Origin of the sequence: Enterobacter sp. 61D5, from assembly GCF_034107965.1 — a bacterium.
Classification (GTDB): domain Bacteria; phylum Pseudomonadota; class Gammaproteobacteria; order Enterobacterales; family Enterobacteriaceae; genus Enterobacter; species Enterobacter cloacae_M.
Genome location: NZ_JAWNFK010000006.1, coordinates 68482 through 82158, shown reverse-complemented (window position 1 = coordinate 82158; position 13677 = coordinate 68482). Strand labels below are relative to the sequence as shown.

General features: G+C 53.1%; 17 protein-coding genes and 1 pseudogene. 12 read left to right on the top strand and 6 right to left on the bottom strand.

Annotated elements, in window-relative coordinates:
• Positions 1 to 2 precede the first annotated feature (2 nt).
• Both trpB and trpA read left to right on the top strand, forming a co-directional pair.
• Positions 3 to 1196 carry a tryptophan synthase subunit beta gene (gene trpB, locus UTM25_RS05600; RefSeq protein ID WP_023312081.1) on the top strand — a complete coding sequence of 398 codons (1194 nt, stop codon included), beginning with the start codon at positions 3 to 5 and terminating at the stop codon, positions 1194 to 1196.
• Positions 1196 to 2005 (top strand): tryptophan synthase subunit alpha, encoded by an 810-nt coding sequence (gene trpA / locus UTM25_RS05595; protein ID WP_194399406.1) that lies wholly within the window; start codon positions 1196 to 1198, stop codon positions 2003 to 2005. The genes trpB and trpA overlap by 1 nt, the downstream gene beginning before the upstream one ends.
• 130 nt (positions 2006 to 2135) lie before the next feature.
• Here trpA and UTM25_RS05590 read toward each other — a convergent pair whose 3' ends face one another.
• The gene (locus UTM25_RS05590) at positions 2136 to 2771 is read right to left on the bottom strand and encodes a response regulator transcription factor (RefSeq protein WP_194399407.1); all 636 of its coding nucleotides are present in this window, start codon (positions 2769 to 2771) and stop codon (positions 2136 to 2138) included.
• A 620-nt stretch (positions 2772 to 3391) separates the two neighbouring features.
• On the opposite strand from UTM25_RS05590, the gene yedE reads away from it, so the two are divergent.
• The 3 genes from yedE to UTM25_RS05575 all read left to right on the top strand — a co-directional run bounded on the left by yedE (position 3392) and on the right by UTM25_RS05575 (position 5298).
• Positions 3392 to 4603, top strand: a complete 1212-nt coding sequence (gene yedE, locus UTM25_RS05585; RefSeq protein ID WP_194399408.1) for a selenium metabolism membrane protein YedE/FdhT — start codon at positions 3392 to 3394, stop codon at positions 4601 to 4603.
• The gene (yedF, locus tag UTM25_RS05580; protein ID WP_003856774.1) at positions 4600 to 4833 is read left to right on the top strand and encodes a sulfurtransferase-like selenium metabolism protein YedF; all 234 of its coding nucleotides are present in this window, start codon (positions 4600 to 4602) and stop codon (positions 4831 to 4833) included. The genes yedE and yedF overlap by 4 nt, the downstream gene beginning before the upstream one ends.
• Before the next feature lie 126 nt (positions 4834 to 4959).
• Positions 4960 to 5298 (top strand): hypothetical protein, encoded by a 339-nt coding sequence (locus tag UTM25_RS05575; protein ID WP_194399409.1) that lies wholly within the window; start codon positions 4960 to 4962, stop codon positions 5296 to 5298.
• Positions 5299 to 5343: 45 nt separating this feature from the next.
• Here the strand turns inward: UTM25_RS05575 and ompW are convergent, their stop codons facing one another.
• Positions 5344 to 5976: an outer membrane protein OmpW gene (ompW, locus tag UTM25_RS05570; protein WP_023312086.1), complete on the bottom strand. Its 633-nt coding sequence runs from the start codon at positions 5974 to 5976 to the stop codon at positions 5344 to 5346.
• Positions 5977 to 6258: 282 nt separating this feature from the next.
• On the opposite strand from ompW, the gene UTM25_RS05565 reads away from it, so the two are divergent.
• The 4 genes from UTM25_RS05565 to yciA all read left to right on the top strand — a co-directional run bounded on the left by UTM25_RS05565 (position 6259) and on the right by yciA (position 8528).
• Positions 6259 to 6663: a YkgJ family cysteine cluster protein gene (locus UTM25_RS05565; RefSeq protein ID WP_021240310.1), complete on the top strand. Its 405-nt coding sequence runs from the start codon at positions 6259 to 6261 to the stop codon at positions 6661 to 6663.
• Positions 6664 to 6688: 25 nt separating this feature from the next.
• The gene (locus UTM25_RS05560) at positions 6689 to 7432 is read left to right on the top strand and encodes a YciC family protein (protein ID WP_032656704.1); all 744 of its coding nucleotides are present in this window, start codon (positions 6689 to 6691) and stop codon (positions 7430 to 7432) included.
• A gap of 56 nt (positions 7433 to 7488) precedes the next feature.
• Positions 7489 to 8028, top strand: a complete 540-nt coding sequence (locus tag UTM25_RS05555) for a septation protein A (protein ID WP_047647550.1) — start codon at positions 7489 to 7491, stop codon at positions 8026 to 8028.
• A gap of 104 nt (positions 8029 to 8132) precedes the next feature.
• On the top strand, positions 8133 to 8528 hold the full coding sequence (yciA, locus tag UTM25_RS05550) for an acyl-CoA thioester hydrolase YciA (protein ID WP_008502796.1): 396 nt from the start codon (positions 8133 to 8135) through the stop codon (positions 8526 to 8528).
• A gap of 38 nt (positions 8529 to 8566) precedes the next feature.
• Here yciA and tonB read toward each other — a convergent pair whose 3' ends face one another.
• On the bottom strand, positions 8567 to 9289 hold the full coding sequence (tonB, locus tag UTM25_RS05545; RefSeq protein ID WP_194399620.1) for a TonB system transport protein TonB: 723 nt from the start codon (positions 9287 to 9289) through the stop codon (positions 8567 to 8569).
• A gap of 220 nt (positions 9290 to 9509) precedes the next feature.
• Between tonB and UTM25_RS05540 the strand changes: the two genes are divergently transcribed.
• On the top strand, positions 9510 to 9806 hold the full coding sequence (locus tag UTM25_RS05540; protein WP_029741731.1) for a YciI family protein: 297 nt from the start codon (positions 9510 to 9512) through the stop codon (positions 9804 to 9806).
• Positions 9807 to 9847: 41 nt separating this feature from the next.
• On the opposite strand, the pseudogene UTM25_RS05535 reads toward UTM25_RS05540, so the two are convergent.
• From UTM25_RS05535 to UTM25_RS05525, 3 genes and pseudogenes are all read right to left on the bottom strand, one after another.
• A pseudogene (locus UTM25_RS05535) lies at positions 9848 to 10625 on the bottom strand (helix-turn-helix domain-containing GNAT family N-acetyltransferase).
• 162 nt (positions 10626 to 10787) lie between these two features.
• Positions 10788 to 11423 carry a leucine efflux protein LeuE gene (gene leuE / locus UTM25_RS05530; RefSeq protein ID WP_194399432.1) on the bottom strand — a complete coding sequence of 212 codons (636 nt, stop codon included), beginning with the start codon at positions 11421 to 11423 and terminating at the stop codon, positions 10788 to 10790.
• 112 nt (positions 11424 to 11535) lie between these two features.
• Positions 11536 to 11709 carry a YciY family protein gene (locus UTM25_RS05525; RefSeq protein ID WP_086379783.1) on the bottom strand — a complete coding sequence of 58 codons (174 nt, stop codon included), beginning with the start codon at positions 11707 to 11709 and terminating at the stop codon, positions 11536 to 11538.
• A gap of 144 nt (positions 11710 to 11853) precedes the next feature.
• Between UTM25_RS05525 and cls the strand changes: the two genes are divergently transcribed.
• Positions 11854 to 13314, top strand: coding sequence for a cardiolipin synthase (gene cls / locus UTM25_RS05520; RefSeq protein ID WP_194399433.1), 1461 nt, complete (start codon positions 11854 to 11856; stop codon positions 13312 to 13314).
• A 33-nt stretch (positions 13315 to 13347) separates the two neighbouring features.
• Positions 13348 to 13677 (top strand): HI1450 family dsDNA-mimic protein, encoded by a 330-nt coding sequence (locus UTM25_RS05515; protein ID WP_006810881.1) that lies wholly within the window; start codon positions 13348 to 13350, stop codon positions 13675 to 13677.

Below are 13677 nucleotides of genomic sequence, written 5' to 3'. Positions count from 1 at the left end.
AGATGACGACATTACTTAACCCGTATTTTGGTGAGTTCGGCGGGATGTACGTCCCGCAAATCCTGATGCCCGCGCTGCGCCAGCTGGAAGAAGCGTTTGTCAGCGCGCAGAAAGATCCGGCTTTTCAGGCTGAATTTACCGACCTGCTGAAAAATTACGCCGGTCGTCCGACCGCGCTGACCAAATGCCGCAACCTGACGGAAGGCACCAAAACCACGCTGTATCTGAAGCGTGAAGACCTGCTGCACGGCGGCGCGCATAAAACTAACCAGGTGCTGGGCCAGGCGCTGCTCGCGAAGCGTATGGGCAAAACCGAAATCATCGCCGAAACCGGTGCGGGTCAGCACGGCGTGGCCTCTGCGCTTGCCAGCGCCCTGCTCGGTCTGAAATGCCGCATCTATATGGGAGCAAAAGACGTTGAGCGTCAGTCTCCGAACGTTTTCCGTATGCGTCTGATGGGAGCAGAAGTGATCCCGGTGCACAGCGGCTCCGCGACGCTGAAAGACGCCTGTAACGAAGCGCTGCGCGACTGGTCTGGCAGCTATGAAACCGCACACTATATGCTCGGTACCGCGGCTGGCCCGCACCCGTTCCCGACTATCGTGCGCGAATTCCAGCGCATGATCGGTGAAGAGACCAAAGCGCAGATCCTCGAAAAAGAGGGTCGCCTGCCGGATGCGGTGATCGCCTGCGTTGGCGGCGGATCTAACGCCATCGGCATGTTCGCAGACTTTATCGACGACACCAGCGTGGGTCTGATTGGCGTCGAGCCAGCCGGTCACGGCATTGAATCGGGTGAACACGGCGCACCGCTGAAGCATGGCCGCGTGGGGATCTACTTCGGGATGAAATCCCCGATGATGCAAACCGATGAGGGTCAGATTGAAGAGTCTTACTCTATTTCTGCCGGCCTCGACTTCCCGTCCGTCGGGCCGCAGCATGCGTATCTGAACAGTACCGGCCGCGCGGACTATGTCTCCATTACCGATGACGAAGCGCTGGAAGCCTTTAAAACGCTGTGCCGCAGCGAAGGGATCATCCCGGCGCTAGAGTCTTCGCACGCGCTGGCGCACGCGCTGAAAATGATGAAAGAAAATCCGGAAAAAGAACAGCTGCTGGTGGTGAACCTTTCCGGCCGCGGTGACAAAGATATCTTCACCGTTCACGATATTCTGAAAGCACGAGGGGAAATCTGATGGAACGCTACGATAACGTATTTGCAGAGCTGAAATCCCGCCAGGAAGGCGCGTTCGTTCCCTTCGTAACCCTGGGCGATCCGGGCCCGGAACAGTCGCTGAAGGTTATCGACACCCTGATTGAAGCTGGCGCCGACGCGCTGGAGCTGGGTATTCCGTTCTCTGACCCGCTGGCGGATGGCCCGACCATCCAGAACGCAACGCTGCGCGCATTTGCCTCCGGTGTGACGCCGACCCAGTGCTTCGAGATGCTGGCGGCGATTCGCCAGAAGCACCCGACCATTCCGATCGGCCTGCTGATGTACGCCAACCTGGTCTTTAACCGCGGTATTGATGAGTTCTATGCCGAGTGCGCGCGCGTGGGCGTCGACTCCGTCCTGGTGGCAGACGTGCCGGTCGAGGAGTCTGCGCCATTCCGTCAGGCGGCGATGCGCCATAACGTCGCCCCGATTTTCATCTGCCCGCCGAACGCCGATGACGCACTGCTGCGCCAGATTGCCTCTTACGGACGCGGGTATACCTATCTGCTCTCTCGCGCGGGCGTGACCGGTGCCGAGAATAAAGCGGCATTGCCTCTGCATCATCTGGTGGAGAAGCTGGCCGAGTACCATGCCGCGCCTCCGCTGCAGGGGTTCGGGATTTCCTCCCCGGATCAGGTCACTGCAGCGATTGACGCGAAGGCGGCTGGTGCTATCTCCGGCTCCGCGATTGTGAAGATCATCGAAAAGAACGTGGACAAGCCAGAGCAGATGCTGGACGAGCTGAAAGCGTTTGTGACCGAAATGAAAGCGGCGACGCGTAAAGCATAACCCTTCCACCGTCTGGCTTCCTGCCAGACGGTTATCCTTCCTGGCGATCGCTCGTCATGTAGCTTTCTCGCGAACCGCTATTTAAGACCGAAAGACCAGGCAGCAATGACGCGCCTTCGCTTTGGGTATATTAATAGTTTTTCCGGGGCGGACAATGTGACTTTCCTATTTGTAACGTACCGGCAGCATGGACCAAATCAGCTAAAGTACGCACCTGCATTTTATCCATCACTCTGCGTCGGTGGACCTTCACGGTAATTTCTGATATGCCAAGTTCAGACGCAATTTGTTTGTTTTGTAGGCCGTTAATCGCTAACTCAAAGATCTGCTTTTCGCGTCGTGTCAGGGCATGGTAGCTTTTGCAAAGCTCGAATAATCTTTGTTGCTCTAAAAAATTGTGGCTCGCTTCGTTTAGCACATCTTTCACGACATCGATCAATTCTTCTGGTTCGACTGGCTTCGTCAAAAAATCCCTAACACCTGCTTTCATCGCTCGTACGCAGAGTGGGATTGAGCGGTTTTTAGTCAGGATAACTATCGGTATAGTGCAGCCACGCTCCTTCAGGGCATCTATCACCTCGAATCCATCCGCGTGTGGCGTGTTGATTTCAAGTATTAAGCATGAAGGACGATCGACAATGGAGAAGGAGAGAAATTCTTCGGCATCTTTGAAGTCAAAAGTCTGATAACCTTTCGCCATTAACAATTTAACCACAAACAGCCTATATGCATCATCATCATCGATAACATAAACAACATCTTCCATATCACTCTCTCCTCACCAGGCCTTCGACGTACATAATACGAACGGAGGCGTCCATTCACAAAAACTTTTAGAAATGCCAGCCTCTATGTCTGATATCGTTTAATATCCGGAAGTAACAAAATCAAAGACTAACAATCCATATGCGAATATTCTAATTTAGCAAAGGTAATTAGCATGAGGATATTCTGAAAAAAAAGATACATATAAAAGTCGTTTTTGAGCAGCGGTACTGTTAAAACTCAGCTTTCAAGCAAACCCTTTTGTATATATTTGACTCATATCGCGGGAATTATCTCAGCCCTGTCGTTTTAAGGTGCAGTTTTTATATCTGCCAGGTGGTTAGCTGAATAAGAGTGCGTTTTTGGTGCTAACGCCGATTCAGGATCCATCAGCACTCCAGCCAGAGTCTCTGTCAGAACATCAGGTATATCAACGGCTCTTGCTTCTCTGAATTCCGCAGCCGTGCCGAGAATCCAAACTCAGCACGGTTTAATGACTGAGGTCATAAAAAGAGGCGGTATTTTGGAGAAAAGGTTTGGAGAGGTTTTGAGGCAAACGAAAAAGATATATATTCCAGTCCGTTAAATTCACTTACACCTTCTGAGTTCAGAGGCTTATTCATGTCATGGCACGCCTTCAAACAGACTTACCTGGTTAAGTTCTGGTCACCAGTTCCGGCCGTTATCGCGGCAGGCATTCTCTCTACCTACTATTTCGGCATCACCGGCACCTTCTGGGCCGTGACCGGCGAGTTCACCCGCTGGGGTGGTCAATTGCTACAGATCGCTGGCGTGCATACCGAAGAGTGGGGTTACTTTAAACTCATTCATCTGGACGGCACGCCGCTTACCCGCATCGACGGGATGATGATCATCGGCATGTTCGGCGGCTGCTTCGCGGCGGCGCTGTGGGCAAACAACGTTAAGTTGCGGATGCCCAAAAGCCGTATTCGCATAATGCAGGCGGTGGTCGGCGGTATCATTGCCGGGTTTGGGGCCCGTCTGGCGATGGGCTGTAACCTGGCCGCTTTCTTTACGGGGATCCCTCAGTTTTCGCTTCACGCCTGGTTCTTTGCTGTCGCCACGGCCATCGGCTCTTACTTTGGCGCAAAATTCACCCTGCTGCCGCTGTTCCGCATTCCGGTGAAAATGACAAAAGTCAGCGCAGCGTCTCCGTTAACCCAGAAGCCAGACCAGGCGCGTCGTCGTTTCCGCCTCGGTATGCTGGTCTTTTTGGCTATGATTGCCTGGGCGCTTTGCACTGCGATGAATCAGCCCAAACTCGGCCTGGCGATGCTGTTCGGCGTGGGTTTTGGTCTGCTCATTGAACGCGCGCAGATCTGCTTTACCTCCGCGTTTCGCGATATGTGGATCACCGGCCGTACGATGATGGCAAAAGCGATTATCGCCGGGATGGCGGTCAGCGCCATCGGTATCTTCAGCTATGTTCAGCTAGGCGTCGAACCGAAAATCATGTGGGCCGGCCCTAACGCGGTCATTGGCGGCCTGCTGTTCGGCTTCGGGATCGTGCTGGCTGGCGGGTGTGAAACCGGCTGGATGTACCGCGCCGTTGAAGGTCAGGTGCATTACTGGTGGGTGGGCCTGGGAAATGTTATCGGCTCGACGATCCTGGCGTACTTCTGGGACGATCTGTCTCCGGCGCTTGCCACGAGTTGGGACAAGGTCAACCTGCTGAACACCTTCGGCCCTCTCAGCGGCCTGCTGGTCACCTACGCCCTGTTGCTGGTCGCTTTTCTACTGGTTATCGCGCAGGAGAAACGCTTCTTCCGTCGCGCGAGTGTTAAAACAGAAACCCAGGAGAATGCTGCATGAAAGAGATCGTGCCCGATTACCGTCTGGATATGGTGGGTGAACCCTGTCCTTATCCGGCTGTTGCCACGCTTGAAGCCCTACCGCAGCTCAAAAAAGGGGAAATTCTGGAAGTGGTGAGCGACTGCCCGCAGTCCATCAACAACATTCCGCTGGATGCGAAAAACCACGGCTACACGGTGCTGGATATCCAGCAGGATGGCCCGACCATTCGCTATTTGATTCAAAAATGATCGCTAAGGGCCTCGCGAGGGGCCTTTATCGTATTGAATTATAAGACATCTTGATCCACGGCAAAAACGCATTTTTTGACTTAAGTAAAATCTCACTTCCCTTTTGAAGGAGGTTTTCGCGGTTTGATGTATTTACGAGCTTTACTGGTTTTCGCCTTATTGATTCCCTTCCATGCGCTGTCCCTGAATTTCTCTTCTACCTTCCTGCGACTTGATTGTCCGCAAAGAGGACTTGTCGAGGTCATTCTGCACGTTTATGACCATACACAGGAACGATGGCGCGGCCATTTTGAAACCGGCGCGGGACATAAACGTGCAGGTGATACCGAAATCATCCCGTTTGCCAACGGCGATATTCTCTTTCATTCCCTGTCCAGCGACGCTTTCAGCTATTTATATGATGGGGAAAATATCCTCAGGCACTGCGTAAAGCTTGATGAGCGGCCGGTTTATCCGTCGTTTTGAAGTGAGCAAAGCAAACTGGCCACCCTGTGGCCAGTTTGACGGGGATCAGAAACGATAACCCGCAGAGAACATAAACACCCATGGATCCAGGCGAGTATTGATACTTTGCTGCTGACCGCCCGCTTTGAAGCGTACGTCCGTATCAATATCCATGTACCAGACCGAGGCGTTAATCAGCCAGTCGCGGTTAATCAGATAGTCCAGACCGACCTGCCCCGCCATACCCCACGAATCTTTCAGGCTGAGGTCCGTCAGACCGGCTTCTTTACCGGTATCGTTAAACTTCTCGTCGAAGAAAGTGGTGTAGTTCACACCGGCGCCAATATAAGGACGCACCTTGCTGCTGGCATCACCAAAGTACCATTGCGCCATCAGCGTTGGCGGTAAATGGTGAACCGTAGCGATATCACCGGTTGCGCCCAGACCTACGCGATGACGGAACGGCGTTGCAGCCAGAAGCTCAACACCAACGTTTTCCGTCGCCATATAGGTGAACGTTAACCCTAACTGGGTGTTATTACTGACGTTAAAACCGCCCATACCCAGCACGTTATCCGATCCTTCAGTCGGGCGAACCGTAGCCGAACCGGCACGAATAAAGAATTCGCCAGCTTCATGCGCATACGCGCCGCCAGAGAGACTGCTTAATACAAGGGCTGCCACCGCTAATTTTTTCATATCCGCTCCATCGTTGTGGTTTTAATCGCGGATGAGAATATACTTACAAATGAGTAATAAGTGATCTGCTACAGATCACATTAAAACCAGTAACTTAACATTCATTGATCTGGATTAATTTTTTGTTACGCATCCAAAAGCGATAAGTTGTTTCCATGTCAATTTTTGGCATTTCACGGTTACAAAATTTTCCCTTTTCCCCCTCTTGCTCTTCCTCTGGCGGCTGGATAATTTATCGCTCTCACAAGTTGATTTGATGCGTTCTTCTTTAGCAGGTGTGCCATGAGTGATATCAACCCGTGCATGACGTGCGGAGCCTGTTGTGCGTATTTTCGAGTCTCTTTCTACTGGGCCGAAGCCAGCGATGGCGGCGGTACCGTTCCGGTTCATCTTACCGAGCCGCTAACGCCCTTTCTGCGCTGCATGAGCGGCACAAACCAAAAGCAGGCCCGCTGCGTGGCGCTACAGGGCGAGCCCGGGGTCTCTACCCGGTGTTCCATCTATGAGGATCGGCCCAGCCCGTGCCGGGAATTTGCCATGTCGGGGGAAGATGGGCAGGTCAACGAAGCCTGCAATCGCGCCCGGGCGCGCGTTGGATTACCGCCGCTTTACAAAGATATGCTTTTCCATACAAGCCTTGATGCTGCCACAGCAGGTGCATCCGGTGTACAATTGCCGGCTAATTAACACCTGCAATACTCAAGGAGAGTGCATGTCTATCACGGCGAAGTCTGTCTACCGTGACACGGGAAACTTTTTCCGCAATCAGTTCATAACCTTTTTACTGATCGCTTTGCTATGTGCCTTTATCACGGTGGTGCTGGGCCATGCCTTCTCACCGAGTGAAGAACAGATTGCCAGCCTGAGCCAGGGCGACCATCTTGCCGGAAGCGTGGGGCTGTTTGAACTGGTGCAAAACATGACGCCGGAACAGCAGCAAATTCTGCTGCGGGCGTCTGCCGCGTCAACTTTCTCAGGCCTGATTGGTAATGCGGTTCTGGCGGGCGGCGTTTTGCTGATGATTCAGCTGGTCTCGGCGGGTCACCGGGTCAGCGCCTTACGGGCGATTGGTGCGAGTGCGCCAGTCTTACCTAAGCTGTTTATCCTGATCTTTTTAACCACCATGCTGGTGCAAATGGGGATTATGCTGGTCGTGGTGCCGGGCGTATTACTGGCTATCGTGCTCTCATTTGCGCCTGTGATGGTGGTGCAGGATAAGATGGGGATTTTTACCGCGATGCGCAGCAGCATCAGACTGGCATGGGCTAATATGCGTCTGGTGGCTCCCGCCGTGATCGGCTGGCTGCTCGCCAAAACGCTCCTGCTGTTGTTTGCACCGAATTTTGCGGTATTAACGCCCAATGTTGGCGCGGTAGTGGCGAATACGCTTAGCAATCTGATTTCAGCGGTACTGCTGGTCTATCTGTTCCGCCTGTATATGTTAATTCGTCAGTAATCCTGAGGCGGGCGGCATCGCTGCCACCCGCCCCGTTCAGAAGATGGAATCACAGAATGAAGCAGTTTCTTGATTTTTTACCGCTCGTGGTCTTTTTTGCTTTTTATAAGCTGTATGACATTTATGCCGCGACCACTGCGCTGATCGTTGCAACGGCTGTTGTTCTGATCTACAGCTGGGTTCGCTATCGCAAAGTCGAAAAGATGGCGCTGATAACGTTCGTCCTGGTCGCCGTGTTCGGCGGGCTTACGCTGTTCTTCCACAATGATGAATTTATTAAGTGGAAAGTGACCGTTATTTACGCGTTGTTTGCGGGCGCATTGTTAATTAGCCAGTGGGTCATGAAAAAGCCGCTGATCCAGCGCATGCTGGGCAAAGAGCTGACGCTGCCTCAGGAAGTCTGGTCCCGTCTGAATATAGCCTGGGCGGTCTTCTTTATTCTCTGTGGTCTTGCCAATATCTATATCGCCTTCTGGCTGCCGCAAAATATATGGGTCAACTTCAAGGTCTTTGGCCTGACCGCGCTGACCCTTATCTTCACGCTGTTAAGCGGCGTATACATCTATCGTCATATGCCCCAGGATGACAACCACTGATTAACGACTGACCAGAACGTCTACGACAGGCGTTCTGGTCTATTCTCTCCGCTGTAAAATCATAGTAGCATCCCGCCTGAAGTCTTCCGTTACGAGTTAAAACAATGACAACAACTAACGCCCCGCAGGGCGAACTGGTTTTACGCACACTGGCAATGCCCGCTGACACCAATGCCAATGGCGATATTTTTGGCGGCTGGCTGATGTCGCAGATGGATATGGGCGGCGCAATTCTGGCAAAAGAGATTGCCCACGGGCGCGTGGTGACTGTGCGAGTGGACGGCATGACCTTCCTGCGCCCGGTTGCGGTGGGAGATGTGGTTTGCTGCTACGCACGCTGCGTCAAACGCGGCAACACCTCTATTTCAATCAACATTGAAGTATGGGTTAAGAAAGTCTCTTCGGAACCCATTGGGCAGCGTTATAAGGCCACCGAAGCGCTGTTTATTTATGTTGCAGTGGATAGCGAGGGTAAACCTCGTCAACTTCCGCAGGCCTGATCGACAGGCAAAAAAAAGCCTCCTTTCGGAGGCTTTTTTTATTCCATCTGCGCCCCGCCATTCAGGCGGAAAACAATATTCACAATCAGTCCGTTGCCCGGTTTCCCGGCCTCATAGCGCCATCTGCGCATGGCAGATTTCACTTCGCGCTCAAACATATTAGAAGGTTGCGCAGACAAGATTTCCACGTTATCCACGCGGCCATCCGCGGTCACGTCAAATTTCACCCGTACGCGGCCTTCAATACGTAAGGCCTGCGCTCGCGCCGGATACTGAGGCTGGTTGCGACTCAGCGCGCGCGGGCCCGCAGGGGCACTGACTGTCGGCTTAGGCGCGGTTGCGGTGTTATTCATCACCGGACGCGAAGGCGCCGCATTCTCCACCGTCTGGGTCGCACGCGGTTCAACCGGCCGTTCCTCGCGTTTCGGACGCTCCTCGACCTTTTTCACCGGTTTTGGCTTCGGCTTAGGTTTTGGCTTCGGTTCAGGCTTGTGGATCACCACCGGCGCTTCCTTCGGTGGCGGCGGAACAGGCTCGGGCTCTGGCTCTGGTTCAGCCACCGGCTGCGGCGGCGGCGGTGCAACCTGCGGCGGTTCAAGATCGGCTGGCGATACCATCGTCACCGAAATCGGCTGCGCGGGCGCGGGCATTTCAATAACCTGATGAACCGAGGTATACAGCAAACCCGCCACAACAGCACCGTGAATCACGACAGAAAGCAGCGTCGGCCAGGGAAAGCGGCGAGGTAAATCAAGGGTCATCGAAGTCATAATCATCAACGTTAAAAAACCGAACACTGATTTTAAATGCAAATAGCAATCATATTCAATAAGACACTTTGTTCTTACGCAACTTTAGCGCATGAGAGGTCAAAAAAGGCGCATTCAGATCAGGGTATTAACATTGTTTTTATTTTACATTGCAGTCGTTTGCCCTTTCACATAACGTAACTGACACTTTTACCGGTTAAGGAGCTTCGCCGTGTTTTACGTGATTTACTCTGAAGATGTTGCTGATTCGCTCGAAAAACGCCAGGCCGTGCGCCCTGCGCATCTGGCACGTTTGCAGCTGCTCCAGGATGAAGGCCGTTTACTGACCGCCGGCCCAATGCCTGCAGTAGACAGCAACGATCCGGGTGCCGCCGGTTTTGCCGGTTCCACAGTGATTGCTGAGTTTGAATCTCAGGAAAGCGCTCAGGCATGGGCTGACGCAGATCCGTACGTTGCCGCAGGTGTGTATGCGAAAGTGACGGTTCGACCGTATAAGAAAGTGTTCTGATACCAAAGCGGCTCCGAAAGGAGCCTTTTTTGTGGCGGCGGCTATGCGTCTCTATGCCGGGTAAACTGCTGCTCTGTGATAAGGCTTCCCCGCTGGTCGCCTTCCCACACTTTACCAGCGTAGATCCAAACGAGTCGTACAGACACCGGGCGGCGGTAAGCTTATTGAATGTCCAGAGATGCACAGCAGAGCAACCAACACTGTCGCAAAAGCGCATCGCTTCGGTCAGCAGTTTTTTTCCCACCCCATGTCCCCGGCAGCCATCGTCAAGAATAAACCAGCGAAGATGGGCTTCACCCGGCGCCAAATCTTCGCCATCTATCGCCACTGAACCCACTATCCTGCCGTTCATCACCGCCAGCCAGATCTGGTTGCATGTCTTATCCAACCGTTCACTAAATTCTGCAACCCCTGCACTATCGTGAGCTCGTCGGAGTGCGTATCGTTACCCGTCTCACGGCATGCCAGCAGCGCCTTGGCATAGAGGGAGAGTCCCTCAGAAATGGTCTGCTGCTGGGCAGGAGCAAGACGCTTTATTGCTGAGACCACGCGCTCATTGCTAAAGATATTAATTTTACTGACCGTCCCATGACCTTTCGCGGTCAGCCTGAAACTCTTAACTCTCGCATCTTCAGCTGAAGTCACCTCTTCCAGTTCGCCCGCTGCAATCAGGCGAGCCAGCATCCGGCTAACGCTGGACTTTTCCAAGCCCAGCAGTTGCACCAGCTGACTCGCCGTCATTTCTTTGCGTAGGGCAATTTCGACCAGGGTTTGGAGGGCCTAAGGTGAGTAATTCGTTGAGGCCAGGGTAGAACTCATAAAACCTAACTCTCACACCATCAGGCGAGAGGAACGTCGAATAATACTGACTACCGGGGTTTCGCTGTGCATGTATTGCCCTCATCATTTAGTAGCACCATACAACTAAATGATGAGGAATTGTCAAACAGAATTAAAAAGGCTCCCTCAGGAGCCTTTCAATCAATGTAGCGACGCTAACCTCGCCGCAAATCCAACAAACAGCAGCCCTATCAGCCCGTTCCCCAGCGTTGCCAGTTTCTTTTTCGTTTTGAGATAGCGCGTGACAAACGCACCGGAGAAGATCAGGAAGCTCATGTACGTAAAGCTTATTAACTCCAGCGTCGTCGCGAGGATCAGGAAAGAAGTGCCGGTGCTCTGTGCATTCACGTCAATGAACTGAACAAAGAACGATACGTAGAACAGAATCGCTTTGGGATTGGTCAGGCTTAACACCAGCGAACGTTTCATGATCATACTGGCAGGTTCAGGGCCGCTCTCATGGGCGTTTTTCTGACGATTCACCACCGACCAGAGCATTTTGCCCCCCAGCCAGAGCAGATAGAAAGCCCCGAGATAGCGCACGATATTAAACAGTACCGGGGTGGTCTGGATTAATGCCGCGACGCCCGCCCAGGCAAGAAACATCAGAACCGCATCGCCGATAAATACGCCCGACGCGGCAAGATATCCTTTTTTAACGCCGTGTCCAATTCCGGTTTTGAGCACAAACAGGGTATTCGGCCCCGGTACCAGCACGATAAAAAACGCGCCAACAACATACGTCCAGAAATTCAGTACGCCAAACTCCGCAAACACTTCTCCCTCCTTTTGCTAAACACAGCAGGAATAGCGCTGCAAATACGCTATTCCCCAAAAAAATCAGACGCTATAAAATCAGCGGGCACCAGTTACGGTGCCCTCATGGTACTCAGATATCCTGGACTGCGAACAACAACGCATTGCGGTGCCGGGTCAATCCACATTTTCTGATGGCGTGAATACGCATATTGCGGCGGGATTGTGCTTCCAGCCAACGAGCCTTGCGACGACTCACCTGTCGCAACATGCGCCAGCGCCCTACTTCTGTTCTACTGCGCTTCATGTCTACAACTCTTTCTCTAACAGAATCGCCATTATAAACCCAACCCGCCAGCAAACCAGCGCTTTTACCTGGCGTTTTTATTTGCCAGATGAATCCTGATGCGTACACTCATAACAATACGCTTTCAAAAGGATTTTTTTACCTATGACAACCTTCTACACCGTGGTGAGTTGGCTGGTCATTTTGGGATACTGGCTGTTAATCGCGGGTGTGACATTACGCATCCTGATGAAGCGCAGAGCCGTACCCTCTGCCATGGCCTGGCTTCTGATCATCTACATCCTGCCGCTGGTGGGAATTATTGCCTATCTCTCTTTCGGTGAGCTTCATCTGGGTAAACGCCGCGCCGAGCGCGCCCGCGCCATGTGGCCCTCAACCGCAAAGTGGCTAAACGATCTTAAGGCCTGCAAGCATATCTTCGCCGAGGAGAACAGCAGCGTCGCCTCCTCACTGTTTAAGCTGTGCGAGCGCCGTCAGGGGATTGGCGGTGTTAAGGGCAATCAACTGCAACTACTTACCTCGTCCGACGACGTCATGCAGGCGTTAATCCGCGATATTCAGCTGGCGCGTCATAATATCGAGATGGTTTTTTATATCTGGCAGCCCGGTGGGATGGCTGACCAGGTCGCTGAATCGCTGATGGCCGCCGCGCGGCGCGGCATTCACTGCCGCCTGATGCTTGACTCCGCAGGCAGCGTGGCATTTTTCCGTAGCCCCTGGGCGAGCATGATGCGCAATGCCGGTATCGAAGTGGTTGAGGCGCTTAAGGTGAATCTCCTGCGCGTGTTTCTGCGCCGGATGGACCTCCGCCAGCATCGCAAAATGATCATGATCGATAACTATATTGCCTACACCGGCAGTATGAATATGGTTGACCCGCGCTTCTTCAAACAGGACTCGGGGGTGGGCCAGTGGGTGGATTTGATGGCGCGAATGGAAGGGCCGATTGCCACCTCGATGGGCATCGTTTATTCCTGCGACTGGGAGATTGAAACCGGCAAGCGTATCCTGCCGCCGCCGCCGGACGGCAATATTATGCCTTTTGAGGAGGCCAGCGGTCACACTATTCATACCATTGCTTCCGGGCCGGGCTTCCCGGAGGACTTAATCCATCAGGCGCTGCTGACGGCGACCTACTCAGCGCGTGAATATCTGATCATGACGACGCCCTACTTCGTCCCCAGCGACGACCTCCTGCACGCGATCTGTACCGCAGCGCAGCGCGGTGTCGATGTGAGCATCATTTTGCCGCGTAAAAATGACTCCCTACTGGTAGGCTGGGCCAGCCGGGCATTCTTTAGCGAACTGCTGGCCGCCGGGGTGAAAATTTACCAGTTTGAAGGCGGATTACTCCACACCAAGAGCGTTCTCGTCGACGGTGAACTGAGCCTGGTGGGAACGGTCAACCTGGATATGCGCAGCCTGTGGCTAAACTTTGAAATTACGCTGGTCATTGATGATGCCGGCTTTGGCGGCGATCTGGCAGCGGTGCAGGATGATTATATCTCCCGCTCGCGTCTGCTGGATGCCAGACTGTGGGTAAAACGTCCGCTGTGGCAGAGAATTGCCGAACGACTGTTTTACTTCTTTAGTCCGTTGCTGTAAAACGTGCCCAACGATGTTAAACAGGTAGTCATCATGGAAATGGATCTGAACAATCGCCTGACCGAAGACGAAACGCTCGAGCAGGCCTATGACATTTTTCTCGAACTGGCGGTTGATAACCTCGATCCCGCAGACGTGATCCTCTTTAATCTGCAGTTCGAAGAGCGCGGCGGCGCTGAATTGTTCGACCCTTCAGAAGACTGGGCTGAGCATGTTGATTTCGACCTGAATCCAGACTTCTTTGCCGAAGTGGTGATTGGGCTGGCCGATGAAGACGGTGGCGAAATTAACGATATTTTCGCTCGCGTCCTGCTGTGTCGCGAGAAAGACCACAAGCTGTGCCATATTCTCTGGCGCGAATAA

Excerpts from the sequence above, each read along its gene's own strand:
- UTM25_RS05515 (WP_006810881.1), top strand. The coding sequence starts at position 13,348 with ATGGAAATGGATCTGAACAATCGCCTGACCGAAGACGAAACGCTCGAG.
- yedF (WP_003856774.1), top strand. The coding sequence starts at position 4,600 with ATGAAAGAGATCGTGCCCGATTACCGTCTGGATATGGTGGGTGAACCC.
- UTM25_RS05555 (WP_047647550.1), top strand. The coding sequence starts at position 7,489 with ATGAAGCAGTTTCTTGATTTTTTACCGCTCGTGGTCTTTTTTGCTTTT.
- UTM25_RS05560 (WP_032656704.1), top strand. The coding sequence starts at position 6,689 with ATGTCTATCACGGCGAAGTCTGTCTACCGTGACACGGGAAACTTTTTC.
- trpA (WP_194399406.1), top strand. The coding sequence starts at position 1,196 with ATGGAACGCTACGATAACGTATTTGCAGAGCTGAAATCCCGCCAGGAA.
- UTM25_RS05525 (WP_086379783.1), bottom strand. The coding sequence starts at position 11,709 with ATGAAGCGCAGTAGAACAGAAGTAGGGCGCTGGCGCATGTTGCGACAG.
- tonB (WP_194399620.1), bottom strand. The coding sequence starts at position 9,289 with ATGACCCTTGATTTACCTCGCCGCTTTCCCTGGCCGACGCTGCTTTCT.
- UTM25_RS05590 (WP_194399407.1), bottom strand. The coding sequence starts at position 2,771 with ATGGAAGATGTTGTTTATGTTATCGATGATGATGATGCATATAGGCTG.
- yedE (WP_194399408.1), top strand. The coding sequence starts at position 3,392 with ATGTCATGGCACGCCTTCAAACAGACTTACCTGGTTAAGTTCTGGTCA.
- UTM25_RS05565 (WP_021240310.1), top strand. The coding sequence starts at position 6,259 with ATGAGTGATATCAACCCGTGCATGACGTGCGGAGCCTGTTGTGCGTAT.
- UTM25_RS05575 (WP_194399409.1), top strand. The coding sequence starts at position 4,960 with ATGTATTTACGAGCTTTACTGGTTTTCGCCTTATTGATTCCCTTCCAT.
- trpB (WP_023312081.1), top strand. The coding sequence starts at position 3 with ATGACGACATTACTTAACCCGTATTTTGGTGAGTTCGGCGGGATGTAC.
- yciA (WP_008502796.1), top strand. The coding sequence starts at position 8,133 with ATGACAACAACTAACGCCCCGCAGGGCGAACTGGTTTTACGCACACTG.
- ompW (WP_023312086.1), bottom strand. The coding sequence starts at position 5,976 with ATGAAAAAATTAGCGGTGGCAGCCCTTGTATTAAGCAGTCTCTCTGGC.
- cls (WP_194399433.1), top strand. The coding sequence starts at position 11,854 with ATGACAACCTTCTACACCGTGGTGAGTTGGCTGGTCATTTTGGGATAC.